Consider the following 24,770-nt stretch of genomic DNA (forward strand, 5'->3'; position numbering starts at 1 on the left):
AGGAGATAGTAATGAGTAAAGTTATTCTAGCAAAAAATTCAGGTTTTTGCTTTGGAGTTCAAAGAGCTGTAAATGAAGCTATACGGATTCAAAAAGAACATAATTCGAAAATCTATACTTTAGGTCCTTTAATACATAATAATGATGTAGTAAAATATTTAGAAGAAAATAATATATTTTCTATAGAATTTGAAGAAATAGATAAATTAAATAAAGGGGATACTATTGTTATAAGATCTCATGGTGTATCTGAAACAGTTTTAGATACACTTGAACAAAAGGAACTAAAAGTCATAAATGCAACTTGTCCTTTTGTTGCTAATATTCAAAAAAAAGTTAAGAAATATTCAAAAGAAGGATATCATATAGTAATATTAGGAGATAAAAATCATCCAGAAGTCATTGGAATTAATGGATGGTGTGATGATAAAGCAATTATCACTAAAGATGGTACTTTTGATGAAGAAAATATGCCGCATAAGGTATGTGTTGTATCTCAAACAACTGAAAAGATGAAGAATTGGGAAGAAACACTGAAAAACTTAAGTTATGCAAGAGAAATATTAGCTTTTAACACAATTTGTGCAGCTACTGATGTTAGACAAAGAAGTACGAATAAAATATCCCAAAAAACAGATGCTATGATAGTTATTGGCGGAAAAAATAGTTCGAATACTACTAAGTTATATCAAATTGCTAAAGAAAATTGTGAAAATACAATTCATATTGAAAACGCAAAAGATCTACCAATAAGTTTTATAAAAAATAATAATATAAACAAAATAGGAGTTACAGCTGGTGCATCAACACCAGATTGGATTATTAGGGAGGTACTAGATATTATGAACACAGAAAATAATAATTTTGAAGATCAATTATCATTAATGAACGAATTAGACAAAAGATTTGTTATTGGCGATGAGGTACAAGGAGAAATACTTTCAAAGACTAGAGATTCAGTTATAGTTTCACTTGTTGGATACAAGTCAGATGGAGTGATTCCATTTACAGAGTTATCTGCAAAAGAAGATCCACTAACATTTGCAGATAAACTTAATATAGGTGATACTATTAATGCAAAAGTTATAAAACTACAAAATAATGATGGGTATGTAGTATTATCAAGATTAGAATATGAAAGAGAAGAAGCTTTTAAAGAACTTGAAAAAATATATTCAGAAGGAACAACATTTGAAGTTAATGTTAAAGAAGCTAGAGAAAAAGGGATAGTAGCAGATTATAAGGGAGCTAGAATATTTATTCCAGCATCACAAATTGACATAAAGTTTACTAAAGATAAAAGTGAATATGTTGGGAAGAAATTAGAAGTTAAATTGATAGATTTTTCTCTAAAGAATCCTGTAAAATTAGTTGCTTCAAGAAGAGTTTTATTAGAAGAAAGCAAGAATTCTGAAGACGCAAAAGCTTGGGAGAGTTTTAATCTTGGGGATGTTATAAAAGGTGAAGTAAAAAGATTTACAGACTTTGGAGCTTTTGTGGAAGTCAATGGTATAGATGGATTATTACATTTATCACAAATTTCTTGGAATCATATCAAAAAGGTAAGTGATGTATTAAAAGAAGGTCAAATTATTGATGTTAAGATCATTGGTCTTGATAAGGAAGCTAAAAAGCTATCTTTAAGCATTAAAGAACTTGTAGCTAAGCCTTGGGATAATGCTAAAGAAAAATATCCAGAAGGGTCTATTGTACTTGGTAAAGTAGTTAGATTAAATGATTTTGGTGCTTTTGTAGAATTGGAACCAGGAGTAGATGGGTTAGTTCATATATCAAAGATATCTCATAATAGAATAGAGCACCCTTTTGAAGTTTTAAAAATTGGTGAAGAAATTAAAGCTAAGATATTAAGTGTTGATGAAGAAAATAAAAGAATAAGCTTAAGTATAAAAGATGTATAAAACAAAAAAGTAGAAGGAATATTTTCTTCTACTTTTTTGTTTTTTTTATGTAGAGTTAAAATAATTTTTATGAAATTATTTTAACTCTAGAAATAGGTAAGGTATACGTAGATTTTAATTATATGCATAAGGTAAAGAATTGAAGTATAATATTACTATGCGTAATGATTATTGGATATCTAAAGTTCGTAATATTTAAATTTTAATTGTTAGGAGGCTATATACTTATGAAACAAAATAAAGTTACTAAAGTAAAATCTTTAGTAGAGACTAAGTTTTTGAGTTTATATGAAGCAGAGTATGAAAATAAAGTTGGAAATATAAGAACGTGGACAATAGCATCCAGAAAAAATAATGAAACTATACAAAAACAGTTTTTTGGAAATAAAGAAGATACGGCAGATGGTGCAATAATTGCAGCATACCATAAAGATGAAAATAAGATTGTTATAATAAGACAATTTAGAATACCACTTAATGATTATGTTTATGAATTACCAGCAGGTCTCATCGATCCAGGGGAAGATTCTATTAGTACAATAAAAAGAGAGCTAATGGAAGAGACAGGTCTTAGGTTAGTTGAAGTTATCAATAATAAGAGTCTTGATAAGGTGTATGTTTCTGCAGGAATGACAGATGAATCGTTAGCTATGGTTTATTGTACTTGTGAAGGCGAAATAAGTGATGAACACCTTGAAGACGATGAATGTATTGAGGCACTTCTAATATCTCAAGATGAAGCTAAAGAACTTATACAGAGTAAGGAGAAATTTGACATTAAATGTTTTTTGCTCCTTCAAAGTTTTGCTTTGCTAGGAAAAAAAGTATTTCAATAATAAAAAACTGGCCTACACTTTTTTTGTGTAGACCAGTTTTTTATTATAAGTTTTTGTAGATAATAAATTTACGCTTAAAGATCTAATAAACAGAGTCTTTAATTAAGTTTAGAGTGTATAAAATTAATTGAAATATATGGATTCATATATTTTCATATTATTTAATTACTGAATTTAAACCGAAATATAATAAGAAAATAAATGATGTAAAATACATCAGAATAGATACTTCTTTTCCTTTTTTATAACACAGCTTGCAAATAGGATACAATATAAAGCCTAATGCTATACCATCAACAATGCTATATGTTAATGGAATTAATATTATTGTCATAAAACTAGGGAATAGTTCGCTTAAATCATTAAAGTTCAAATTCTTTAAGTTCTGACTCATTAAACAGCCTATTATAATTAAAATAGGAGCTAAAGCTACATCTGGTATGATAGAAATAAACGGTATAAAAAAAATTGATAGAAGAAATAGTATACCAGAAATTAATGAAACTAAACCTGTTCGTCCTCCAGCTGTTATTCCTGCAGTTCCTTCAACTGTTGATACAGAAGGGCTTGAACCAAAAAGTGCACATCCAATTGTAGATAATGATACTGCTATCATAGCGTTAGAGGTTTTGTCTGATTTTTTTAGTATTCCTGAAACCTGGCTATGAAGTATCCCAATATTCTCAAAAACAAGTACTAAAGTTAATGAAAATGTTCCAACCCAAAATTTAATTGTATTTATTCCACTAAAATCTAATTTGAAAAGTATATTACTATATTCATTAAAATTTGGCATAGTATAACTTATACCTTGTGTTTCAACGATACCAAGCTTTATGCAAAATATAGTTCCGACTATAATTGAAATTAAAAAGCTTCCAGGTATATTTTTAAGGAATAAAATTAATGTTAGAATCATTATGAATATAAAAGCTAGTACTTGAATACTTGTAATATCTCCAAGTTTTAACATAGTAGAAGAATCAGATACTATAATTTTAGATTTTTGAAATCCAACAAAAGTTATAAATAAACCAATTCCTACTGTAATAGATTCTTTTAAATTTTGAGGAATAGCTTCAATAATAAACTTTGATAATGGAGTTGTTGCTATAAGTACAAATATTAATCCTGAGACAAAAACTGAAGCTAATGCTTGGCAATAATTTAAGCCTAGAGTATGAACTATTGTATATGTGAATAATGCATTAATTCCCATACCAGGCATAATTATAAGTGGAGTATTACTTATTAAAGCAATTAACAAGCAACCTACAGCTGATGATATTGCTGTAGCGATGATTAGAGGCTCCATAGAAATGCCACCATCACTTAATATACTGGCATTGACGATAATGATGTAAACTGCAGCAACAAAAGAAGTCAGCGCTGCTATAGTTTCGCTTTTAATTGTAACATTGTTTTCTTTTAATTTAAAAAATCTTTCCATCCTTTCAACCTATCTTTCATAACTCCCTCACCCTCCCACGCTAAAATGCGCATATTAATTATAACATCATTATCATTTATGTCAACTTTTATATATAGCTTGAAATCTTATACAATTCATTTATACTCCATAGTATTGCATGAGAATAATAAAATAATGTTTGATCACAAATTTTGAAGAATATATTTATAATCGATCCTTACGTATACACATTGTGATTTAAATAAGAAAAGAATAGTAAAACAACACTAAGAGTAGTAATATATTACTATACGTATTTTATAAAGGGGGCATACAAGTATGTATACAGAATTTGAACAAATAAACAAAGCAAGCATAATGATAAATTCATTATGTATTTTTAAGAATCTAAAAGATGACAGTGTTTTATTAAAATATAAGACGCTACTAAAGTACCTTAATAGTAAGGATATATCAGTGGAGGAGGGCATTGAATTATATACTGATTTTATTTATGAACTATTAAACAAAGCTGATGGAAAATCATTAAAAAAGTATATAATTGATATGATTTTTCTCGATAATAATCCATTTACTAAAATAATTGACGAACAAAATTCATGTGATAAACTTTTTAATCAAGTGCATTATGAGTTAAATGCTTTGCAGTACATATCTAGTATAGAATCTTCTGCGATTAAAGATGCTATAATTATTAAAGGAAACGTTAAAGAGTTTGAAATAGGTATAGTTAAGTCGCTTATGGATTTTGATTCTGACTTGGAATGTAATATCTCAAGCAAAGCTATTGATAAGTTAAAGGTAAATATATTAAATTGTGATAATTGGGGAGATGCATTGGAGAGCATTGTAGAATTCTACAAGCAATATGGGACTGGCATATTTGGGGAGTATAGAGCGTTTGTATGGGAACACGAAGATGGAGCACCTTATCTTAGAGGTATTGAATCACCAGATCCAGTTAGGCTAGAAAACTTAGTAGGGTATGAATATCAAAAAGAGATTATAATAGATAATACAAAACAGTTTTTAAATGGATATCAAGCGAATAATATGCTACTATATGGATCAAGAGGAACTGGTAAATCTTCAACTGTAAAAGCTATTATAAATGAGTATTACGATGATGGCTTAAGGCTTATTGAAGTTGATAAAAATAAATTATGCGATTTTACGAAGATAATTAGGATACTTAAAAGTAAGAATTTAAAATTTATAATTTTTGTTGATGATTTAGTATTTGAAGAAGGAGAAGCTAGTTATTCAGCTTTAAAGACAATATTAGAAGGTGGAGTAGAGAATAGATCAAACAATATTCTAATTTATGCAACAACCAATCGAAAACACCTAGTAAAAGAAACATTTAGCGAAAGATCTGGTGATGATGTGCATGCTAATGACACAATTGAAGAAAAACTTTCTCTAGCAGATAGATTTGGTATGACTGTATCGTTCTATTCGCCTGATCAGAAAGAATTCTTAAAGATAATAGATGGAGTAGCAGAAGCAAGAGGGATTAAAGTTGAGAAGGAATATTTGCATGCAGAAGCATTGAAATGGGTAAGATGGTATAATGCTCGTTCACCACGAACAGCAATTCAATTTATAAATTGGCTAGAGGGTACGTTAAAACAGTAACTTTATATTAAAAGTTTGTGATTTGTTTTGGAATATTCTATAACTTTTTAGCTAATAAAGTGATAAGAGCTAGTAAAGAATTCTTTACTAGCTCTGTATTTTTTATAATAATTTAAGCATTAGTTGTTGTAGGGGGCGTATATACTCTTGTAGCAAGTTCGTCGTCTAACATATACAATGCTGCAGAGTTATTTTCGCATCTCCTAATCTTTTTGATTATAGTGTTAAATGTATTTTCTTCTTCAACTTGCTCGTTAATAAACCAATTAAGTAAACCGATTGTTGAATGTTCTTTTTCCTCAGTAGCTATATCTGCAATTTTATATAGCCTGCTAGTAACCATTTGCTCATGTTCATAACCTGCCTCAAAGACATTTAGGATATTGCCAAAATCAGAATGTGGTTTTTCAATTTGTTCTAAAGTTACAGTTCCATTTTTCTGAAATATGTAATCATAGAATTTCATGGCATGAAATAATTCCTCCTGAGATTGAACTTTAAAGAAATTAGCAAACCCACTTAGATCAATAGATTCGCAGTAAGAAGCCATTGATAAATAAGTATAGGCCGAATAAATTTCAAAATTAACTTGTTCATTTAGCTTTGCGATCAGTTTTTCACTTAACATACTAATACCTCCCATAAATAAAAATATTATCATTAACATAATTTTAAAAAATCCAGAAAAACTATACCCTATAGCATAAAAGTTTAACTTTATATTCTGAAATTTTTAACTATATATTAATATATTACATCATATAACATAATTTATCAAATAATATTTATTATTATGTTACATAAGTATTATTGCAAAACTAATAATATAAATAAGAGAGGAGATGATATAATTGACATATAAAAAGAAGGAAAAATCGATACAAAAAACTGGAGATATGTCGCAATCTAAAGTTAAATCTTTTGTTGAGAGAGAAGAAACAACAAACAAGGTGGTATCTAGGGGGAGAGATATTACAATTAATCAAAAACATTAAAATTTAATCTATCTCAAAATATTAAGTAAAAATTAATAGAAATTTAGTAGAATTCCATTCTACTAAATTTACTTACATATATTTTGAGATAGAAATTTTCCTATTATAAAGATTTATCTAGTTTTATATGATAGAATTAGATAAATATAGAAAGAATTAAGGAGGACAAGTTATAAAAAAGTTATTATTATTTTATTAATATATAATACATTGTTATTGTAAACTACTAAAAATATTTATTTGTAATACGGAAGGATAGATAAAATGTCGATAAACAGAAGTGCACCAGAAAATTTTTATTATGACAATGCGGAGAAAACTAATAAAAATTTTATTTATAAAAATCTTAAAAGAAGTAAATGTTATAACTGTAATTTTTCAAACTCAAATTTTGATTTTGCTAGCTTAAGAGGGGCTCATTTTAAGAAGTGTAATTTTTTTAGATGTAGTTTTAAAGGAGCAGAGTTTATAGGGTCGAATTTAAAAGGATGTAAGTTTAGGGAAGCTAAATTTGAAGACACAGTATTTGAAGGAGCAAATTTAGATGGAGTAAATTTTGAAGATGCTAAATTCAAAAATACCATATTTGTAAACTGTGATGTGACTAAGGCTAAGAATATAAGTGAAGATAACAAGAACATCAGAATTTTTGATACAATGCCAGAAGTTGAAATAAGCGATGAATTAGAAAAGTTGATTTCAAATGTGATGGAAAATGAATTTATAAAAAAATCAAGGGTTTTTGATACTAAAGAAGGAAAAATAAATACATTATCTTTATTAATTCTAAAAGAGAAATTTGATGAACCAACGCTTTTAGAAGGTCTACATTATATTAGATATGAGATTGATAGAGATTTTTATACATTAAGTTATGTTATTAGGCTTATAGAAAATATGTAAATGGTAAAAAAGGAGTATTTCGTTTTAAATGAAAGCTCCTTTTTTTAGTTCTTAAAAAAGGAGTTAATAATAATAATAATAGATATGCAAAAATACTTTTTTTATGAACCTATTATTTTGCAATTAATATATATTTATTGAATATCTATATAGTAATAAAAAATGATGATGTTATTATTTTTGAAGGAAGAATATAGATGGAAAAAAATAATTTAATTAAACTAAAATATAATAAATCTTCAAAAAAAGTAAATTCAAATAATTTCAAGATATATACTCCTGAAATGATAGAAAAGTATAAGGATTGCCAAAGAAGATTATTAAAAATTAATGAGGATAAAGTCAAGGCAAAATTCCTGCTATATAGAAAGATTTATAATTACTATTCTCAAGAAAGTTATCTAGATATTAGCATTGAAAGAATTTATATTAAATCGAAGTTAGACTCATATACCTTTGGAGGATGTGGAATAGGTGCATCAATTTTAGCAGGATTAACAGCAAGTGGCATTTTTTCTTATATAGATAATTATATAAAGAAACTTAGTCCGACTTTCTTGGGTATATATATTGTATTGATTTTAGTATTTGGGCTCAAAATTCTTTCAAATGAAGATAGTAAGGTAGAAATGTATAATATGTTTTTAGAAGTATTAAATAATCTAGAATATGATAAAAATGAAAAATGAGGATAATTAAAATAAGGATAAAAGTCTACAATAGTGCACAATATATTCTTGTAGAAAGGAAGTGTTTATAATGAGTAATGAATCAAAATCAAAATCAAACAATCTTCAAAACTTTTCTAGTACAGGTGGCACTAGTGATTCTAATTTATCTAGCAAAGAAGAACTTAGAGAACAAAAAAGTGCAGGGTGTAATCAATGGGATTCTGTACCACGTACTTATGACAAAGAAGAGTCTACACATAAACATGAAAAAACTGCTACTAATAATCAATGGACATCTACATCTAAGTAAGAATTTACTGTAATAAATACTACTTTAAATAAAGAGGGAGTGGATATTATGAGTGAAGAAAATAAAAAACGTGAGTCTGATAAAATGAATGATGGTTATTATGATTATCAAGGTGGATATATTTCTTATGACCCTGAAGTTTTAACAGAGCATTATACTGTAAAAGGATTTGAAGGTAAAATAAAAGATAAGCAATTATCAAATAGTAAATGGTGTTAATGAATAAAAATATAAATTAAGTATATATATTAATATAAAATACTTAAAGTTTCCTTCATATAGATTTGCTGTTACCTATATGAAGGAAACGATTTTTATGAATCATACTATTATCAATAAACTACGATATTATATTTTTAATTACTTAAACTTTTAAATTGAAAATATCCTAATATATATTTATTTATATAATATTCTATATATTAACACATTGTTTAAGTCTATCAAAAGTTGACTATAATTTTTGTAAGATTTATAATTTATTTATTAAAGGGGAAATGAGGAATTTTTATGGTTTTTTTAGAAAAATTATCTTTATTCAACATGAATCATTTCAAGAGATTATATAATAGGAGTGAAGATGCATATTCGTGCGATAAAAGCTTTTTTGAAATTTATGATGAAGAATCTTTTATAGTAAAATATATAATTCGTAAACAAATTAGACTTTTTAGAGTTAATAGCGAATATGTGGGATATATATGGTACGAATATCCTTCGTATAATGGTTTTAGTAATATATATTCTATATATTTGAAAGATGAATATATACATTTAATTAATTCTAAAATCTTATCATTCTTTAATGCTAGTGCCTTTAGATTCGATATGTTAGCAAACTCAAAGGCTTCTTTTATAATGAAAAAATTAAATTTTGATGTTAATTCTAATAATATTTTAATGAAGATAAGGACAAGCAATATTAAAAATAATTTTTATGAAAATAGAATATTTTTTAAACACTTTAAAGAAGGACAAGATGAAGAATTAAGATGCAGAATTCAAAATTCGGTTTTTAATGAAAAAAATAGAGTTCCTTTAACGGTTGATGATATATATAGGGAAGAAGAGGAAGACTATTATATAAAAGATTTTGGCGTTTTTATATGCAACAATAATGGACAAGTTGTCGGATATGGTCAAATTATTTTCAATAGAGGATTTTATACTATTGTTAATTTAGGAATATTAGAAGAATACAGAAAACATGGGTATGGAGAGTTATTAGTTAGATATCTTATAGATTTATGTTATAGAAATTCTATAAAAACCGTTTATATAAGAGTAGAAAAGAATAATTTAAAAGCCTTATCTTTGTACACTAAAATTGGATTTAGGGAATATCAATCTTTTATTAGTTGGTATAAAAAAATTAATTAATTAGCGTTAGGAGTTGTCTATGAGTATAACTCCTTTAATTATGCATAATTATAGTCTTTTATTTAGAATTATTATTTGTTATAATACTATAGAAATTGTAATTTATACGGAGGAACAATAATGAACTTTGATATAGAAAAACTAGATAGCCAAATGGCTAGTGATGAAAAAAAATTATTCTTTATACAAACTTATGGTTGTCAAATGAATGAAGAAGATTCAGAGAAACTTTCAGGTATGCTTAAAAGGATGGGGTATGAAAATACTGAGAATAGAGATGAAGCATCTATAATTATATTTAATACCTGCTGTGTTAGAGAAAATGCAGAAAATAAGGTTTTTGGAAATCTTGGCGCTTTAAAAAAGCAAAAGGAAAAGAATCCTGATTTAGTTATTGGAATATGTGGATGTATGATGCAGCAAAAAGGGATGGCTGACGATATATTAAAGAGATTTCCATATGTAAACATAATATTTGGAACTCATAACTCGTATAAGTTTCCTGAATATTTAAATAGAGTTAAAACAGAAGGTGTTCAAATTAAAGAGATTATTGATAAGGAAACTGAAATAGTAGAGGGGATACCTATAGATCGAAAAAGCGATATTAAGGGCTTTGTAACTATTATGTATGGGTGTAATAACTTTTGTACATATTGTATAGTTCCTTATGTTAGAGGTAGAGAAAGAAGTAGAAAGCCAGAAGATATAGTAAATGAAATAAAAGATATGGTAACAAGAGGGTATAAGGAAGTAACTCTTTTAGGACAAAATGTTAATTCATATGGAAAAGGATTGGAAGAAAATATTACTTTTGCAGACCTTCTAAGAAAAGTTAATGAAATAGAGGGACTTGAAAGAATTAGATTTATGACTTCTCATCCAAAAGATTTAACTTTAGATGTTGTATATGCTATAAGAGATTGTGATAAAGTATGCGAGCAAATTCATTTACCAGTGCAAAGTGGTTCTGATAGAATTTTAAAAGAAATGAATAGACATTATACAAAGGAACAATACATCACGTTAGCAAAAAAGATAAGAGCTGAAATTCCAGATGTAACATTTTCTACTGATATAATCGTTGGTTTCCCTGGAGAAACTGAAGAAGATTTTAGTGAAACATTAGAGCTAGCTAAAGAAGTTCGATATGATGCTGCTTTCACATTTATTTATTCGAGAAGAAATCATACTCCGGCGGATAAAATGGAGAATCAGATACCAGATGAAATTAAACATGAACGTTTCAACAGATTAGTTGAGATAGTTAATACGGGCATAGCTAAAGGAAATAAGGATGCAGAAGGAAAGATATATGAAGTCTTAGTTGAAGGTTATAGCAAAAATGATGAAGCAAAACTAACAGGTAGAACGAGGAATGGAAGACTAGTTAACTTTGAGGGTGGGGAAGACCTAATAGGGAAATTAGTTAATGTAAAAATAATTAAAGCTAATTCGTTCTCTTTAATTGGAGAAGTTGAAAAGTAAAAAATAAATTTATGATTTAAATAAAATGAATTTAAAATAGTCTGTATAGATTCTTAATAGGAGAGGTGTTATAACTTTCCCTAATGATCATACAGACTATTTTCTTTAGTTGGTTAAAATAAAAAAATATTTCATGCTGTGATGATATCTTGTGGAATAAATGCCATTTTTATCACATGAGAACATTTGTTCTGTAAAATATAAGAATTAATTTGTTATTTTTTAAAATATATAGATAAACAGCTTAAGGATTAGATTTATTAGATGAATATATTTTCAAATTTACTAAGACTTTAAGTTTGTATATTCACAAGAAATCATAAATATATTTGTGGAGAAAACCTTTGAAAATGAGCTTTTAAAGGTTCTTAGCTGTAGGTCGTTCCAGCTTAGCTTGTCAAACTGAAAGTTGGAACGTGCTAAAGTGGCTACAACCTGCTGCTTAAAACCTTAAGCGATATTTTCATAGCTTTTCGGAACAAAATATTTATGATTTCGGTAAGTTATCACATAAATTTAGTTTTAGAGTTGGATATCTATAAAGAACTTATCTTTTGATTGTGACAATTGTTTAATTAGTTTTTGATTATATCTACAAATGAACATTCTATTGCTTTTTTTAGATCATTTGGATTCATTTCTATTTGAGAACCTATTTTTCCTCCGCTAAATACAATTGTATCAAATAATAATGCGTTTTCTTGAATAAAAGTTTTAAATATTTTTTTCATACCGAGTGGGGAACAGCCACCTCTAATGTATCCTGTTACTTTGTTTATATCTTTAACATGAATCATTTCTATATTTTTTTCGCCTGCGATTTTGCTGGCTTTTTTCATATCTAATTCTTCAGCAACTGGAATAACAAAAACATAAAATTCTTTAGAATGACCTTGAGTTACTAAAGTTTTAAAAACTTGATTAACGTCTTTTTCTATTTTGTGTGCAACTGCAACACCATCTATCTTACCATCATTATTTTCGTAGCTGTGAGTTATGTAATTTATTTTATTATTATCTAGAATTCTCATAGCATTAGTTTTTCCTTTTCCTTGAGCCATAATTTCAACATTCCTCCGTAAGTTTTAGTTTATATTCATTACTAATGATTAATAACATTGTTTATTTAAATTATATCATAAAAGCAGATATAGTTTTTTATTTTGAGATTATTTCTATATGTGAATTTTAGATACAAAAATTATCTTAATTTGATCAAAAACTGAGTTTGGTTATTATGAATTTGAACTTTCGTTAAATGTATAAAATATAGTATTGAATAACGTTCGAATTTATTTTTTTATCAGAATCGAATGCTATTTAATGGAGATATAATCGTAAAATTGCGAGAGAAAACAGTACAGTGATAATTATTATCAATATGTAAATAAAAGAAAAAATTGATAGTGTTTAAAATTAATGTTTTTTTATATGAAAAATAATTTGTTTTTTATTTCAAATAAGATTAAAAAATATTCTTTTAGAATTTATGATTGAAGTTATAAATTTGGATTGAGTTTTAATAACCTATGATATTTGAAGAACTGAATTATAAAAGTCTATTATAAAGTATTGATTATAAATGGCTTTTAATAAGAAAGCACAGGGATAATTCTGATATTCATTTAAATGCAAAGACTAAAATTATAATAAAATCAACTAAATTATTATAAAAATAGCTAATAATTATTTCGCTAAATATACATTTAGCGAAATAATTGCATAAATTTATGATATTTGATATAATATTTTTAACTTAGTATAAAATTACTTTATTAGAATAAATTTTATCAATGATGATTTAAATTATTAATATCGTAACTTAATTAATAAGAAATTTATAAATAATGCAGGTGAAAAAATGAAATACGATATCCAGGTTCTTAAGAATAATAATCTGCCAGAAAGTTTGGTTGATTTTTTAAATTATTTAGAAACGATTAAAAGTACGTCTATAAATACGATTGATGGATACAGAATAGATTTGACTATCTTTTTTAGATTTATGATGATTTATAAAGGAAGGGTAAATTCCGACTCTGTTGAGTTTGAAGATATAGATATAAGTATTATAGATGATGAATTTTTAAGAGGTATAAAACTTAGAGATCTATATGCGTTTCTTTCTTTTACAGAGAAATATAGAGACAATAGTTCATATGCTAGAGCTAGAAAAGTTGCTACTTTAAAATCTTTTTTTAAGTTTCTTTTTGGGAAAGCTAAAGTGATCACGGAGAATCCTGCTTTGGAGTTGGAATCGCCTAAAATAAATAAGCGTCATCCTGTATATCTTACTCTAAATCAAAGTATTCATTTATTGGAGTCTTTAAACAAAAATGATAAAAACTACTTCAGAGACTATTGTATTTTGATGTTCTTTTTGAATTGCGGAATGAGACTTTCTGAACTCTGTAGTATTCAAATTGATAAAATCAGAGATGATACTCTTACTATCATAGGTAAAGGAAATAAAGAAAGAACTGTTTATTTAAATGACGCATGCCTTAAAGCTTTAGCAAATTATTTAAATGTACGAGATGACTCTAAGGCTTTACTAGAAAACAAAAAGTTTTTATTTTTATCATCTAGAAATGTTCCTATAAATAAACGTACGGTTGAGATAATGATAAAAAAACATATAACGAATGCAGGGTTAACTGATGATAAATATACCCCACACAAGTTGAGGCACACTGCAGCAACTCTTATGTATAAGTACGGAAACGTAGATATAAGAAGCTTGCAAAGTATATTAGGTCACACAAATATTTCGACTACCCAAATTTACACGCATGTTGACGATGATTCGTTGAGAGATGCTGTAAAATCGAATCCTCTTTCAAAATTGTAAAGCTTATTATTAAAATTTATAATAAAACTTTACTACTACTCTCCTACTATACTTTGGTATTGTTTAAATTAAAAAAATAAAAGGTTACTTTATTTTCTATCGTAACCTTTTTGTGCTTAATATAAATATTTTTAGTGTTGTGGTCTTAGTGTGTTTCCGTACATTTTTCCAAACTCGTCAACATATGCAGGTTCTTTTCCTTCATAAACGATAAGAGTATTTCCCTTTCTATAATAATAAGGACTCGCATTGTTATTTGCATTATTGCTACTAGCATTCATTCCATTTGGTACGATTCTATTGATGGCCCATTCTAGCTCTGTTGGAGAATTATACTCGTATATTCTAACTACATCTCCACCTAATAAATAATCTGTTTCATTTCCTTTAAAATAATCATTTTTATTAGTGTTAGTTGATTCTTTAACATCATATCCGGCATTTGTGAAATCGTTTTTAAAATCGGCGGCTCTGTATGTTGTATCATTAGTAGTTAGACCTGTTCTATCCCTCGTAGCATCTGAAGTCGATCCGGCTACATTGTTTTGATTAGTATCCCCTACTGTATTATTTTGATTGGTATTCCCTCCTGCGGTTCCATTTCCTGCTGTGCCTTGCATATTTCCGCTAGTTCCACCTTGCATGTTTCCGTCAGTACCATTTTGAGCATTATTAGCGCCAGTACCTGTTCCGTCTACACTTCCACTTCTAATGCCATCGTTTGTTATGTCGTTTTGTCTAGTGACATCATTATTTGTTCTTGTTCTTGATATGTTACCACACCCAAACAAAGATATTGAAACCAAAAGAATTGCTGTCAAATTCAACGCTAAAATAGATTTTCGCTTCATAATAATTCATCCTTTCTTGTGAAATCTTCTACGAAATTATTATGTGAAATAAAGCGAAAATCTATGCATTTCTTTAGTGTAGTCTACAAGCTTCTTTTATTCGATTGATTTTTTTAATCTTCTAACTCCAGGATATACTTCTTCTGTCATTTCATCGAGGATCAGATCATCATCTAAACTGATCTCATCTAAATATTCAATATGATCAAAAGCATCTTCGTAAGCGCTGTCTTCAAGATTAAAGTCATTTACGTCAATGTCATTTGATGTTTTTGCAAACTTGTTATATATAGATTTTAAATCTAATTTATCTTCGTTAATTTCATGTAATTCATCTTCACTTAAGGATGCTTTTAAGTCATTTAAAAATTCTTCTTCTAGTAATTCGTTCTCTTCTTGTGTTTTCGCAATGTCTTCTATTTTAATGGCTTTTGTATCTATGCCGTTGATTTGCAAACACTTACCACAATTATCACATATTTTATTTTCATAGATATCGCAATAATCATCATCAGTATATTTATATGTCATTTAAAACACCTCATTTTTTTATTATGGAAACTTAATTATATCAAAAGCAATAAATTAAATCAAATTTTTTATCAAAGATAAATATCTAATAAAGAATAAATTAATTTATCTATGTTAAATTATTAAATGCGATCTAATTATTCAATCTAAATTATATCATCCCATTCTATATATTTACTAAGTATACAAACAGCTTTTTCTAGGTAAATCTTTTCTACTTCAGTAAATCTTTCGAATTCTTCACTATCCAAATCTAAAACTCCAATAAGATTTTCATCTTTAATTATAGGAATGACTAGTTCTGAATTTGAGGCAGCATCACACGCTATATGTCCCTCAAAATTATGTACATCTTTAACAAGTAAAGTCTCTTTTTCTAATGCAGCTTTTCCACAAACACCCTTCCCTATTTCAATTTTTGTACAAGCAGGCATTCCTTGGAACGGCCCTAATACAAGAGTATTATTTTTAACTAAATAGAATCCACACCAATTTATTCGATCTATAAGTGCATTAATTAATGCTGATGCATTACAAAGCTTTGTTATTGGAGAATCTTCATCTCCTTGAATCAAACCTTCAAGCATTATAAGCATGTTGTCTAATTTACTTTCTGTACTCATGCCTTCAAAAATTTTAATATCAAACATATTTACTACCGCCTCACTTTGAAACTATCGTCCCAAAAAATAATTTTATAACCTTAGTTATTCTACTATAAAATAATACTACCATTTTTAATTAATTGGAATACTTAGTTAATATATTGTATTCCAATTTAGTGTTGTATCTAAACCAAATACATACTACCTATAAACACTTTAGAACACAAGTTTGCTATGTTATATAGTATATGTTATAATTATTAGAAGAATAGTGAGGTGTTTGTAATGTCAGACGAAAAAGATAAGCAATCAGAGATATATGAATTTTTAAAAAGTTATACAGAGAGCAAAGGTTATCCGCCTTCAGTAAGAGAAATTTGCGAAGCAGTCTCTTTAAGGTCAACTTCAACTGTTCATGGACATTTAAAAAGATTAGAAAAAAAGGGAATGATTAAAAGAGATCCTTCTAAACCAAGGGCTTTAGAAATAGCAGAACTTTCAATGCCGAAAAAAGAAATGATTAACATTCCTATTATAGGCAAAATTACAGCAGGTTCTCCAATACTTGCAACTGAAAACATAGAAGACACATTTACGCTTCCGTTGGATTTTATAAAACATGATAGAGAATTGTTTATGCTGCGTGTTTCTGGCGAAAGCATGGTTAATGCAGGTATTAGAGATAATGATTTAGCTATTATAGAAAGTGCACAAGCAGCTATAAATGGTGATATAGTAGTAGCTTTAATAGAAGATAGTGCTACAATAAAAAGATTTTTTAAAGAAAAAGATCATATTAGACTTCAACCAGAAAATGATGCTATGGATCCTATAATAGTAGATGATTGCATGATTTTAGGAAAACTTGTAGGTATATTCAGATCATTTTAAACAAATTACTTTGTTATTGATTTCGAAATTATATTATAAGATAGTAAATTAATAGACTATTAAATTTTATGATCTATAAAATTTAATAGTCTATTTTTAATTTTATGCCCACTGACATATTGGGAAGCTAGTGATAAATTAGTGATATTATTTATTGACTTCTAATACTTTGCTCAACCCAATAAGTATTCCTATTTTTCCATGATCAAAGTTTAATCCGCCTTGAATATATGCTATATATGGCTCTCTAACTGGTCCATCAGCTGATAATTCGATTGTTGAACCTGAGATAAATGAGCCAGCAGCCATTACAATTTCACTATCATATCCAGGCATTGCCCATGGCTCGCATACTGCAAATGCATCTATAGGAGATCCGGCTTGTATACCACTACAAAAATTAATTAATTTTTTAGCATCGCCAAATTCAATTGCTTGAATTATATCAGTTCTTTTATCTGTTGATGAAGGAAATACCTTAAATCCTGCAATTTCCATTACACGAGCGCAGAATATTGCTGTTTTTACAGCTTCTATGGCTACGTGAGGAGCGGAGAACAATCCTTGATATAAACTTCTCATAAGTCCATATGTAGCGCCATATTCGCCTCCTACACCTGGCACAGTCATTCTATTGGCAGCTGCATCAACATACTGTCTCTTTCCAACGATATATCCTCCACCTGGAGCAATACCTCCACCTATATTCTTCATAAGTGATCCAGCCATTATATCTGCACCATATTCTGTAGGTTCTACAGGTTCAATAAATTCTCCGTAACAATTATCCACAAATATAATTACATCTTCTCGTATTTCTCTTATATGTCTAATAACTTCAGCTATTTCAGAAACTAGAAAAGATTTTCTTGAAGCATAACCAGTGCTTCTTTGAATATGTATAAGTCTAATACTTGGATCATTTCTCAATGCTTCTTGAATTTTATCAAATTGAAATTTACCTTTATTATCTAAATCTACTATATCGGTTTTAATTCCATATTGATCTAATGAACCAGCGTTTTTCTTTTCTGATAGTCCAAGAACGCCAAGCAAAGTATCATAAGGAAGTCCAGAAACACATAAGATCTTATCTCCAGGCATAACATTACCAGCGATAGCACATCCAATAGCGTGTGTACCACTAACAAAATGTGGACGGACAAGTCCGGCTTCAGTATTAAAGATATTAGCATATACTTTATCTAATGAGTCACGCCCTAAATCATCAAGTCCATAACCTGTAGTATTTGTAAAGTGAGAGTCGCTAATTTTTTCTAATTGAAATGCTTTCAGTACTTTAAGTTGATTAAATTCTCTAATTTCATCATATTCTTTAAATTGAGCTTCAGTATCAGATAAAGCCTGTCTATATATTTCAAATGTCCTTTCGCTAATATTATAATTCTTAATTAAAAATTCTTCTGTCTTTTTTAACATATCTAAGTCTCATCCTCCAAAGTTTAGAAATACTCAAAAATAAATAGGCAAAAATGCCTATTTACTAAGTAGTTTCGTATTCGTTATCTGCAAATAAAATTGGTTTAGTTGGCGTTATAGTTGATATTGCATGCTTATATATAAGCATTTGCTTATTATCGCAATCCAAAATAACAGTGAAATTATCAAAACCCTTTACAGTACCTTTTAACTGAAATCCATTTACTAAGTGTATTATTATTTGTATTTTATTTTTTCTCGCATTATTTAGAAATATATCTTGTAGGTTGTTTTGTTGCTTATTGACCAAAATATAACACCTCCATAAGTGATTTTATTACTAATATTATAACGCTAGTTCTTTATTATGTCATTAATAACTTTATCTAAAATTTCATCATCACTCATAATATCCTTGTCTAAAAATATACATCTTTTATCACGTCTAAACCATGTAAGTTGCCTTTTAGCATAATTTCGAGATCCTTGTTTTATCATATCTATTGCTTTATCTAGAGTTATTTTACCTTCTAGATAATATAATATCTCTTTGTATCCTATCCCCTGCATAGATTGAATATCTGAATTATATCCCATTTCTTTTAATCTTATGCATTCATTTAGCAAGCCCTTTTCCATCATTAAATCAACTCTTTTATTGATTCTATCATATAATTTTTCTCTATTCATAGTTAGTACGTAATAATATACATCATATTCACTATTGTAAAAATCCAATCCAACATTATATGAGCTAAAAGGCTTATTAGTAAGTTTAAAAACCTCTAACGCTCTGATAACTCTTTTTCTATTGTTAGCATGAATTTCTTTGTAACTTATAGGATCAATATCTTTAAGCATTTCATGTATATATTCATTACCCTTTTCTAATGCTAAATTTTCTAGATATTCTCTATAACTTTCATCTTTTTCTGCTTCTGTAAAGGTCATATTGCAAGTTAATGAATTAATATATAAACCCGTTCCTCCTGATATTATTGGGAATTTTCCGTTACATATAATTTTTTCTAATGCTTCTTCACCTAGTTGCTTAAAATCTGCTACTGAAAAAGGAGTATCAGGTTCTATTGCATCAATTAAATGATGCTTTATCCCGTTCATTTCATCTTTAGTTACCTTTGCAGAACCTATATCCATATATTTATAGATTTGCATAGAATCAGCTGAAATAATTTCTCCATTTAAATTTTTGGCTAATTTTATTGAAAGATCAGTTTTTCCTACTGCAGTAGGTCCACCAATAACTAATAATTTTTGCTTCATTATTTTATCCCTTCGTTAATAATTTTAAAGTTTATATTCATTTAGAATAATATAAAAGCATTATATTATTCTTTTAAATTTCTTATCAATGTCTATACTTGTAAATTTTATTATTACAGGCCTCCCGTGTGGGCAGTGAAAAGGATCATCTATATATCTTAAATCTTCAATTAATTTAATCATCTCATTCATTTCTAATTTATCATTTCCTTTAATAGCTGCTTTACATGCTTTAGTTGCAATAGCATTATGTTTTACTTCACTTGTTTTTCCGTTTCCTAAATTTTTTAAATTATCAAGTATATCTAGGAACAAGTTTTTAGGATTAAGTCGTCCTAAGAAGTACGGAACTTCTTTTAAAGATAATGAACTTCCACCAAACTCTTCTAATAAAAAACCAGCTTCTCTAAATATGTCTTTATTCTCTTCAAAATAAGAATAATCATCAATACTCAAATCAATTATACTTGGAACAATAAGAGGTTGAATTATAATAGTACCTTCTTCAATTTCTTTAAGATATTTTTCAAATAATATTTTTTCATGAGCAGCATGCTGATCAATCATGTATAAGGTACCGTCATACTCTCCTAATATATAAGTTTTATTATATTGACCTATTATAGTAATTGGTGGAAACTTAGCAATAGGATTTAGCTTAATATTTTCGTATTTGTTTTCTGTAATTACGTTTTCTATAGGTTCAGAATTAGATTTTATTTCATCTTCTGCATTATCATTATACTCATCCACCAAATTTTCTATATATGAATTAGGTTTAAGGTCTACAGGAATACTTATAGGCTCTTCATTTTCCTTGTTATAATCAGTGCTTTCCTCAACTATTGTTTTATTAATATTATTCAAGCTTGGATCATATACACTTTTAAAGCTACTCTCGTTATTAGCCTTAAGGTCTTTTCCTTGAGATATTAAAGTCTTTGCTGCAGAACTTGCAAATTTAACCTTTTCTTCTTCTTCTTTTATTTTAAAAGTAATCTCCTCAAATGTTGGTAGTGGTTCTTTTTTTGCATTTTCTTCTTCTTTTATCGCAAAAGTCTCAAAAACTTCATTTTTTAATGCAGTATGAACTGCTCCAAAAATCTTTTTGAATATCATTCTTTCATCATTAAATTTTATTTCAGCCTTTGTTGGATGAATATTAACATCTACATATTCAGGATATACTTCTATAAATAATATAAAGAACGGAAATTTATTTACTGTTGAAAATGACTTAAATGCTTGCTCTACAGCTATTGCTAACGCCCTATTTTTTATGTATCTTCTATTTACGAAAATACTTTGATTATTTCTTGATCCTCTAGCTATTTCCTCAGTTCCTACATAGCCATAAACAGTTATTAAATCTGAACTATCACTAAAGTAAAGTATATTATCTGTTATAGATTTACCATATATAGTTCTTATTACATCCTTGAGATCTCCATTACCAAAGGTATGTAATACTTTTTTATGATTGTTATACAATTTAAAACTTATTTTAGGATTTGCAAGTGATAATCTTGTTACTATATCATTTATTAATGAACTCTCTTTTGATACAGATTTTAAGAACTTCTTCCTAGCAGGAACATTAAAGAATAGATCTTGCACTTCTAGTATAGTGCCTTTATTTATTCCACACTCTGTTACTTCTGATGCTTTACCGCCCTCAATAGATATTTCATACCCAAAAGCTTCTTTATCCTGCTTAGACTTTAAATTAACTTTACCTACAGAGGCTATAGATGGCAGTGCTTCGCCTCTGAATCCAAGAGTATGTATATTATAAATATCTTCTGACTCTTGTATCTTGCTTGTAGCATGCGGAAGAAATGCTTTCGCTATATCATCTTTATAGATTCCGTCTCCATCATCTATTATTCTAATAAGAGAAATTCCACCTTCTTCTATTTCAATGATTATGTTTTTAGAATTTGCATCAATTGAATTTTCAATCAACTCTTTGACTACTGACGCTGGTCTTTCTACAACTTCTCCTGCTGCAATTTTATTTGCTGTGTCTTCATTTAATATATTTATTCTCTTCAAGATGTCCTCTCCTCCTTTCAATGCTTATGGGCGTAAAATGTAAGCGAGAAAATCACTTTAAAATAAGCCTTCTAATGAACAAATTAACTTATTTCTAATACATTGTTATTATTACATACTTGTTTAATATATTCAATAATATTGAAATACTGGTATAGGAATGAGTTGTAATTCGAATATATCTTTTTGACTATGCTTTTTATTGTATACTCTAAATGATTTTAGTATTTCTATTAATATTTCCATTAGAACAAGATTATATTTAATTTACATATAAGTAACAATCTAAACACAAAATATATTTACAATAAATAATATTTGCTGTTAATATGGTTAAGCTAATTGAGAAATTAAATATTTTCTATAAGGAGGCTTTAATATGAATGATAAAGATTTTTATAATTCAACTAAAAGTGTATCTGATCCAGCATCACAAAATTATAATAAGGTAGTAAAAGAAAAAGCACATCAAGAAAGTCCATTTGGGGAAGCTGAGCCTTCTTCTCATACTGAATTTAAAAAGAAAAGACACTAAAATCATAAATCCACGACAAAAATTAAATAATGTCGTGGATTTATGAACTTTAAATTAAATTATCATCTTTCAACAGATTATATAATGTAGGATTAAAATTAAATTGACCAATTAAATTTTCAACTTCTAATAACGCTTTTTCTTTTTTATCCTTAGATATATTAGACTTAGAGGCTCTAATCAATATATTTTTGGGAGAATGTGCAATATCAATAAATTCCAAAAGTTGTGTTTTGTATCCTATGCTTTCTAAAAGGTTAGCTCTAACAGAATCAGTCATAAGTGCTGCAATTCTTTCTTGAACTATTCCATACTTTGTTAGTATTGACAGTGAATCTGTCTTCATTTGGGCGTTAAATTCATGCTGACAACAAGGGACAGAGAATATTAATTTGGCATTCCATTTTATAGCATTATATAATGCGTAATCAGTAGCAGTATCACATGCATGTAATGTTATTACCATATCAACTTTATTATTATATTTAAATCCATTTATATCTCCAAGTTCAAAGTGTAAATTTTCATAGTTATAACTTTGGGCTATATCATTACATTTTTTTATAACATCGGCTTTAAGATCTAATCCAATCATCTTTACTTTAATATTCTTTATTTCTACAAGGTAATAATACAATACAAAAGTTAAGTAAGATTTTCCACAACCAAAATCTAAAACAGTAAGTTCTTTATAATCATTTTTCTTGATTTCATCATCAATAATTTCAACAAAACGATTAATTTGCTTGTATTTATCATACTTTGAGTTAACTACTTTTCCCTCTTTTGTAAATACACCTAAATCTATTAATGGCTCAATAATCATACCCTCTTTTAATATATAATTTTTTTCTTTATTATGCGCTTTGCCAAGTGTTTTTTGATTATCACTTTTTTTCTTACTTAATAGAACCTTACCCTTTTTTGATATTTTCACCTCAAAGCTAGCCGAATTTGACCATGCAGAAATTTGCTTATAATTTGGTTCCACATACTCTATAATTCTATCTTCCAAAATATCTGTATCAATGTTTTCATGGAACACCTGCTTATCAGTATATTTTTCTATTTGATAGTACGTTCTTTTATTATTTTCTTTGAGATTTATAACTATTTTATTATATTCAAAATTTTTATTTGTTTTATTGCTAATAACTAGCTTTATAACATTGTCTTCTATTATTTCTTTAATTGCTTTTTTTAACTCTTCCATACTTCAACTCACCTTATATTCAATAATCTTGTTTACTAACAGTATTAATATATTAGTTTTTAAACCTATTTTTATATTTTATATTAATTTTATCTATAATACTATGATTATTTATAGATAATTTCAGACTTGAAAATTTTTTAGTTAGGTCAATCTTGCAACTACAGTATACCTTTTTTTAATAATTCCTTGAAAGTATCCCATTCTACAAATTTTCCACCCATACTTTCCAAATGTTTTGTATGCATCTGGCAATCTATAAATATGAAATTTTCGTTTTTTAGTTTTTCTGCAAGCTTTATTAATGCTATTTTAGATGCATTACTTACCTTAGAAAACATACTCTCTCCGAAGAAGCATTTTCCTATTTTGACGCCATATAAGCCTCCCACTAGCTCTCCATTTATGTATGTCTCAACACTCATTGCATAGCCTTTATTAAACAAATTTACATATGCTTCCTTCATATCACTATTAATCCAAGTTCCCTCATTATTTTCTTCTCGTATATCCTTGCAATTACTAATTACACCATAAAAATCTTTGTTGAAAGTTACATGAAACATCTCTTTTTTTATAATTTTCTTCATTGATTTAGAAATTTTAACTTCATCTGGTATTAATATAAATCTTGGCTTGGGACACCACCAAAGAATCGGTTCACCTTCGTTATACCATGGAAATATACCATTACAATAAGCTAATAGCAGTCTTTCTAATGATAAATCTCCTCCAATTGCCAAAAGTCCATCTTTTTCTGAAAGCTCAGGATTAGGAAATAATATCTCATTTGTTAGTCTAAATATAGGCATTATATTCACTTCCTTGTATTTTAATTCTTCTTTTAAATTATTCTATCATATTCTAATACTTAAATAATTCTTTGCAAAAAAATAAGCTTGTAAAAGCTTATTTTTGTTAAAAATGCAAAATACTTTATGA

At 27.7% G+C, this 24,770-nt stretch carries 25 protein-coding genes; 13 read left to right on the forward strand and 12 right to left on the reverse strand.

The features are described from left to right. The first annotated feature begins 11 nt into the window (after positions 1-11). Both AXY43_RS00855 and AXY43_RS00860 read left to right on the forward strand, forming a co-directional pair. A complete protein-coding gene (locus tag AXY43_RS00855) occupies positions 12-1,919 on the forward strand; it encodes a bifunctional 4-hydroxy-3-methylbut-2-enyl diphosphate reductase/30S ribosomal protein S1 (RefSeq protein WP_105410782.1) in 1,908 nt (635 codons plus the stop codon). A gap of 227 nt (positions 1,920-2,146) precedes the next feature. Beyond that, complete coding sequence (locus AXY43_RS00860; RefSeq protein ID WP_023976905.1) at positions 2,147-2,755, forward strand: NUDIX hydrolase; 609 nt, start codon at positions 2,147-2,149, stop codon at positions 2,753-2,755. A 157-nt stretch (positions 2,756-2,912) separates the two neighbouring features. Here the strand turns inward: AXY43_RS00860 and AXY43_RS00865 are convergent, their stop codons facing one another. Beyond that, positions 2,913-4,205, reverse strand: coding sequence for an NCS2 family permease (locus AXY43_RS00865; RefSeq protein ID WP_023977074.1), 1,293 nt, complete (start codon positions 4,203-4,205; stop codon positions 2,913-2,915). A 300-nt stretch (positions 4,206-4,505) separates the two neighbouring features. Between AXY43_RS00865 and AXY43_RS00870 the strand changes: the two genes are divergently transcribed. Beyond that, the gene (locus tag AXY43_RS00870) at positions 4,506-5,825 is read left to right on the forward strand and encodes an ATP-binding protein (protein WP_039770941.1); all 1,320 of its coding nucleotides are present in this window, start codon (positions 4,506-4,508) and stop codon (positions 5,823-5,825) included. Between the two features lie 112 nt (positions 5,826-5,937). Here AXY43_RS00870 and AXY43_RS00875 read toward each other — a convergent pair whose 3' ends face one another. After that, complete coding sequence (locus AXY43_RS00875) at positions 5,938-6,453, reverse strand: ferritin (RefSeq protein ID WP_023977072.1); 516 nt, start codon at positions 6,451-6,453, stop codon at positions 5,938-5,940. Positions 6,454-6,676: 223 nt separating this feature from the next. On the opposite strand from AXY43_RS00875, the gene AXY43_RS27385 reads away from it, so the two are divergent. From AXY43_RS27385 to miaB, 7 genes are all read left to right on the forward strand, one after another. Next, positions 6,677-6,820 carry a hypothetical protein gene (locus AXY43_RS27385; RefSeq protein ID WP_017211617.1) on the forward strand — a complete coding sequence of 48 codons (144 nt, stop codon included), beginning with the start codon at positions 6,677-6,679 and terminating at the stop codon, positions 6,818-6,820. A 264-nt stretch (positions 6,821-7,084) separates the two neighbouring features. Further along, positions 7,085-7,723, forward strand: a complete 639-nt coding sequence (locus AXY43_RS00880) for a pentapeptide repeat-containing protein (protein WP_012058761.1) — start codon at positions 7,085-7,087, stop codon at positions 7,721-7,723. A gap of 197 nt (positions 7,724-7,920) precedes the next feature. Next, positions 7,921-8,412 carry a hypothetical protein gene (locus AXY43_RS00885; protein ID WP_039770945.1) on the forward strand — a complete coding sequence of 164 codons (492 nt, stop codon included), beginning with the start codon at positions 7,921-7,923 and terminating at the stop codon, positions 8,410-8,412. Between the two features lie 70 nt (positions 8,413-8,482). After that, on the forward strand, positions 8,483-8,704 hold the full coding sequence (locus AXY43_RS00890; protein ID WP_077869985.1) for a hypothetical protein: 222 nt from the start codon (positions 8,483-8,485) through the stop codon (positions 8,702-8,704). Positions 8,705-8,752: 48 nt separating this feature from the next. Beyond that, on the forward strand, positions 8,753-8,923 hold the full coding sequence (locus tag AXY43_RS27390; protein WP_012058764.1) for a hypothetical protein: 171 nt from the start codon (positions 8,753-8,755) through the stop codon (positions 8,921-8,923). Positions 8,924-9,214: 291 nt separating this feature from the next. Then, entirely contained in the window at positions 9,215-10,084 is an 870-nt protein-coding gene (locus tag AXY43_RS00895) for a GNAT family N-acetyltransferase (protein ID WP_065416783.1), read from the forward strand. A 120-nt stretch (positions 10,085-10,204) separates the two neighbouring features. Continuing rightward, positions 10,205-11,572, forward strand: coding sequence for a tRNA (N6-isopentenyl adenosine(37)-C2)-methylthiotransferase MiaB (gene miaB, locus AXY43_RS00900; protein WP_012058766.1), 1,368 nt, complete (start codon positions 10,205-10,207; stop codon positions 11,570-11,572). Positions 11,573-12,147: 575 nt separating this feature from the next. Here the strand turns inward: miaB and ybaK are convergent. Continuing rightward, a complete protein-coding gene (ybaK, locus tag AXY43_RS00905; protein ID WP_023976155.1) occupies positions 12,148-12,633 on the reverse strand; it encodes a Cys-tRNA(Pro) deacylase in 486 nt (161 codons plus the stop codon). 800 nt (positions 12,634-13,433) lie between these two features. Here ybaK and AXY43_RS00910 point away from each other — a divergent pair. Then, a complete protein-coding gene (locus AXY43_RS00910) occupies positions 13,434-14,423 on the forward strand; it encodes a tyrosine recombinase XerC (RefSeq protein WP_105410783.1) in 990 nt (329 codons plus the stop codon). A gap of 131 nt (positions 14,424-14,554) precedes the next feature. On the opposite strand, the gene AXY43_RS00915 is transcribed toward AXY43_RS00910, so the two are convergent. From AXY43_RS00915 to AXY43_RS00925, 3 genes are all read right to left on the reverse strand, one after another. Then, complete coding sequence (locus tag AXY43_RS00915) at positions 14,555-15,274, reverse strand: hypothetical protein (protein WP_105410784.1); 720 nt, start codon at positions 15,272-15,274, stop codon at positions 14,555-14,557. A gap of 96 nt (positions 15,275-15,370) precedes the next feature. Further along, positions 15,371-15,805 carry a hypothetical protein gene (locus tag AXY43_RS00920; RefSeq protein ID WP_012058770.1) on the reverse strand — a complete coding sequence of 145 codons (435 nt, stop codon included), beginning with the start codon at positions 15,803-15,805 and terminating at the stop codon, positions 15,371-15,373. A 146-nt stretch (positions 15,806-15,951) separates the two neighbouring features. Next, a complete protein-coding gene (locus AXY43_RS00925) occupies positions 15,952-16,455 on the reverse strand; it encodes a GAF domain-containing protein (protein ID WP_087702024.1) in 504 nt (167 codons plus the stop codon). Positions 16,456-16,695: 240 nt separating this feature from the next. Here AXY43_RS00925 and lexA point away from each other — a divergent pair, with 240 nt between their 5' ends. Then, a complete protein-coding gene (lexA, locus tag AXY43_RS00930) occupies positions 16,696-17,301 on the forward strand; it encodes a transcriptional repressor LexA (protein ID WP_039768911.1) in 606 nt (201 codons plus the stop codon). Between the two features lie 147 nt (positions 17,302-17,448). On the opposite strand, the gene AXY43_RS00935 is transcribed toward lexA, so the two are convergent. From AXY43_RS00935 to mutL, 4 genes are all read right to left on the reverse strand, one after another. After that, entirely contained in the window at positions 17,449-18,741 is a 1,293-nt protein-coding gene (locus tag AXY43_RS00935) for an aminotransferase class I/II-fold pyridoxal phosphate-dependent enzyme (RefSeq protein ID WP_039768909.1), read from the reverse strand. A 64-nt stretch (positions 18,742-18,805) separates the two neighbouring features. Further along, positions 18,806-19,051, reverse strand: a complete 246-nt coding sequence (gene hfq / locus AXY43_RS00940; protein WP_012058774.1) for an RNA chaperone Hfq — start codon at positions 19,049-19,051, stop codon at positions 18,806-18,808. A 44-nt stretch (positions 19,052-19,095) separates the two neighbouring features. Beyond that, on the reverse strand, positions 19,096-20,025 hold the full coding sequence (miaA, locus tag AXY43_RS00945; RefSeq protein ID WP_039768907.1) for a tRNA (adenosine(37)-N6)-dimethylallyltransferase MiaA: 930 nt from the start codon (positions 20,023-20,025) through the stop codon (positions 19,096-19,098). Positions 20,026-20,085: 60 nt separating this feature from the next. Next, positions 20,086-22,080 carry a DNA mismatch repair endonuclease MutL gene (mutL, locus tag AXY43_RS00950; RefSeq protein ID WP_105410785.1) on the reverse strand — a complete coding sequence of 665 codons (1,995 nt, stop codon included), beginning with the start codon at positions 22,078-22,080 and terminating at the stop codon, positions 20,086-20,088. 379 nt (positions 22,081-22,459) lie between these two features. Between mutL and AXY43_RS27395 the strand changes: the two genes are divergently transcribed. Beyond that, the gene (locus AXY43_RS27395) at positions 22,460-22,615 is read left to right on the forward strand and encodes a hypothetical protein (RefSeq protein WP_017211601.1); all 156 of its coding nucleotides are present in this window, start codon (positions 22,460-22,462) and stop codon (positions 22,613-22,615) included. Between the two features lie 49 nt (positions 22,616-22,664). On the opposite strand, the gene AXY43_RS00955 is transcribed toward AXY43_RS27395, so the two are convergent. Both AXY43_RS00955 and aat read right to left on the reverse strand, forming a co-directional pair. Next, on the reverse strand, positions 22,665-23,828 hold the full coding sequence (locus tag AXY43_RS00955) for a class I SAM-dependent methyltransferase (protein WP_105410786.1): 1,164 nt from the start codon (positions 23,826-23,828) through the stop codon (positions 22,665-22,667). Between the two features lie 161 nt (positions 23,829-23,989). Then, complete coding sequence (gene aat / locus AXY43_RS00960; protein ID WP_077869105.1) at positions 23,990-24,640, reverse strand: leucyl/phenylalanyl-tRNA--protein transferase; 651 nt, start codon at positions 24,638-24,640, stop codon at positions 23,990-23,992. Between the last annotated feature and the right edge of the window lie 130 nt (positions 24,641-24,770).

This window comes from Clostridium sp. MF28 (assembly GCF_002969175.1).
Classification (GTDB): domain Bacteria; phylum Bacillota; class Clostridia; order Clostridiales; family Clostridiaceae; genus Clostridium; species Clostridium beijerinckii.

Excerpts from the sequence above, each read along its gene's own strand:
- AXY43_RS00855 (WP_105410782.1), top strand. The coding sequence starts at position 12 with ATGAGTAAAGTTATTCTAGCAAAAAATTCAGGTTTTTGCTTTGGAGTT.
- AXY43_RS00860 (WP_023976905.1), top strand. The coding sequence starts at position 2,147 with ATGAAACAAAATAAAGTTACTAAAGTAAAATCTTTAGTAGAGACTAAG.
- AXY43_RS00865 (WP_023977074.1), bottom strand. The coding sequence starts at position 4,205 with ATGGAAAGATTTTTTAAATTAAAAGAAAACAATGTTACAATTAAAAGC.
- AXY43_RS00870 (WP_039770941.1), top strand. The coding sequence starts at position 4,506 with ATGTATACAGAATTTGAACAAATAAACAAAGCAAGCATAATGATAAAT.
- AXY43_RS00875 (WP_023977072.1), bottom strand. The coding sequence starts at position 6,453 with ATGTTAAGTGAAAAACTGATCGCAAAGCTAAATGAACAAGTTAATTTT.
- AXY43_RS00880 (WP_012058761.1), top strand. The coding sequence starts at position 7,085 with ATGTCGATAAACAGAAGTGCACCAGAAAATTTTTATTATGACAATGCG.
- AXY43_RS00885 (WP_039770945.1), top strand. The coding sequence starts at position 7,921 with ATGGAAAAAAATAATTTAATTAAACTAAAATATAATAAATCTTCAAAA.
- AXY43_RS00890 (WP_077869985.1), top strand. The coding sequence starts at position 8,483 with ATGAGTAATGAATCAAAATCAAAATCAAACAATCTTCAAAACTTTTCT.
- AXY43_RS27390 (WP_012058764.1), top strand. The coding sequence starts at position 8,753 with ATGAGTGAAGAAAATAAAAAACGTGAGTCTGATAAAATGAATGATGGT.
- AXY43_RS00895 (WP_065416783.1), top strand. The coding sequence starts at position 9,215 with ATGGTTTTTTTAGAAAAATTATCTTTATTCAACATGAATCATTTCAAG.
- miaB (WP_012058766.1), top strand. The coding sequence starts at position 10,205 with ATGAACTTTGATATAGAAAAACTAGATAGCCAAATGGCTAGTGATGAA.
- ybaK (WP_023976155.1), bottom strand. The coding sequence starts at position 12,633 with ATGGCTCAAGGAAAAGGAAAAACTAATGCTATGAGAATTCTAGATAAT.
- AXY43_RS00910 (WP_105410783.1), top strand. The coding sequence starts at position 13,434 with ATGAAATACGATATCCAGGTTCTTAAGAATAATAATCTGCCAGAAAGT.
- AXY43_RS00915 (WP_105410784.1), bottom strand. The coding sequence starts at position 15,274 with ATGAAGCGAAAATCTATTTTAGCGTTGAATTTGACAGCAATTCTTTTG.
- AXY43_RS00920 (WP_012058770.1), bottom strand. The coding sequence starts at position 15,805 with ATGACATATAAATATACTGATGATGATTATTGCGATATCTATGAAAAT.
- AXY43_RS00925 (WP_087702024.1), bottom strand. The coding sequence starts at position 16,455 with ATGTTTGATATTAAAATTTTTGAAGGCATGAGTACAGAAAGTAAATTA.
- lexA (WP_039768911.1), top strand. The coding sequence starts at position 16,696 with ATGTCAGACGAAAAAGATAAGCAATCAGAGATATATGAATTTTTAAAA.
- AXY43_RS00935 (WP_039768909.1), bottom strand. The coding sequence starts at position 18,741 with ATGTTAAAAAAGACAGAAGAATTTTTAATTAAGAATTATAATATTAGC.
- miaA (WP_039768907.1), bottom strand. The coding sequence starts at position 20,025 with ATGAAGCAAAAATTATTAGTTATTGGTGGACCTACTGCAGTAGGAAAA.
- AXY43_RS27395 (WP_017211601.1), top strand. The coding sequence starts at position 22,460 with ATGAATGATAAAGATTTTTATAATTCAACTAAAAGTGTATCTGATCCA.
- AXY43_RS00955 (WP_105410786.1), bottom strand. The coding sequence starts at position 23,828 with ATGGAAGAGTTAAAAAAAGCAATTAAAGAAATAATAGAAGACAATGTT.
- aat (WP_077869105.1), bottom strand. The coding sequence starts at position 24,640 with ATGCCTATATTTAGACTAACAAATGAGATATTATTTCCTAATCCTGAG.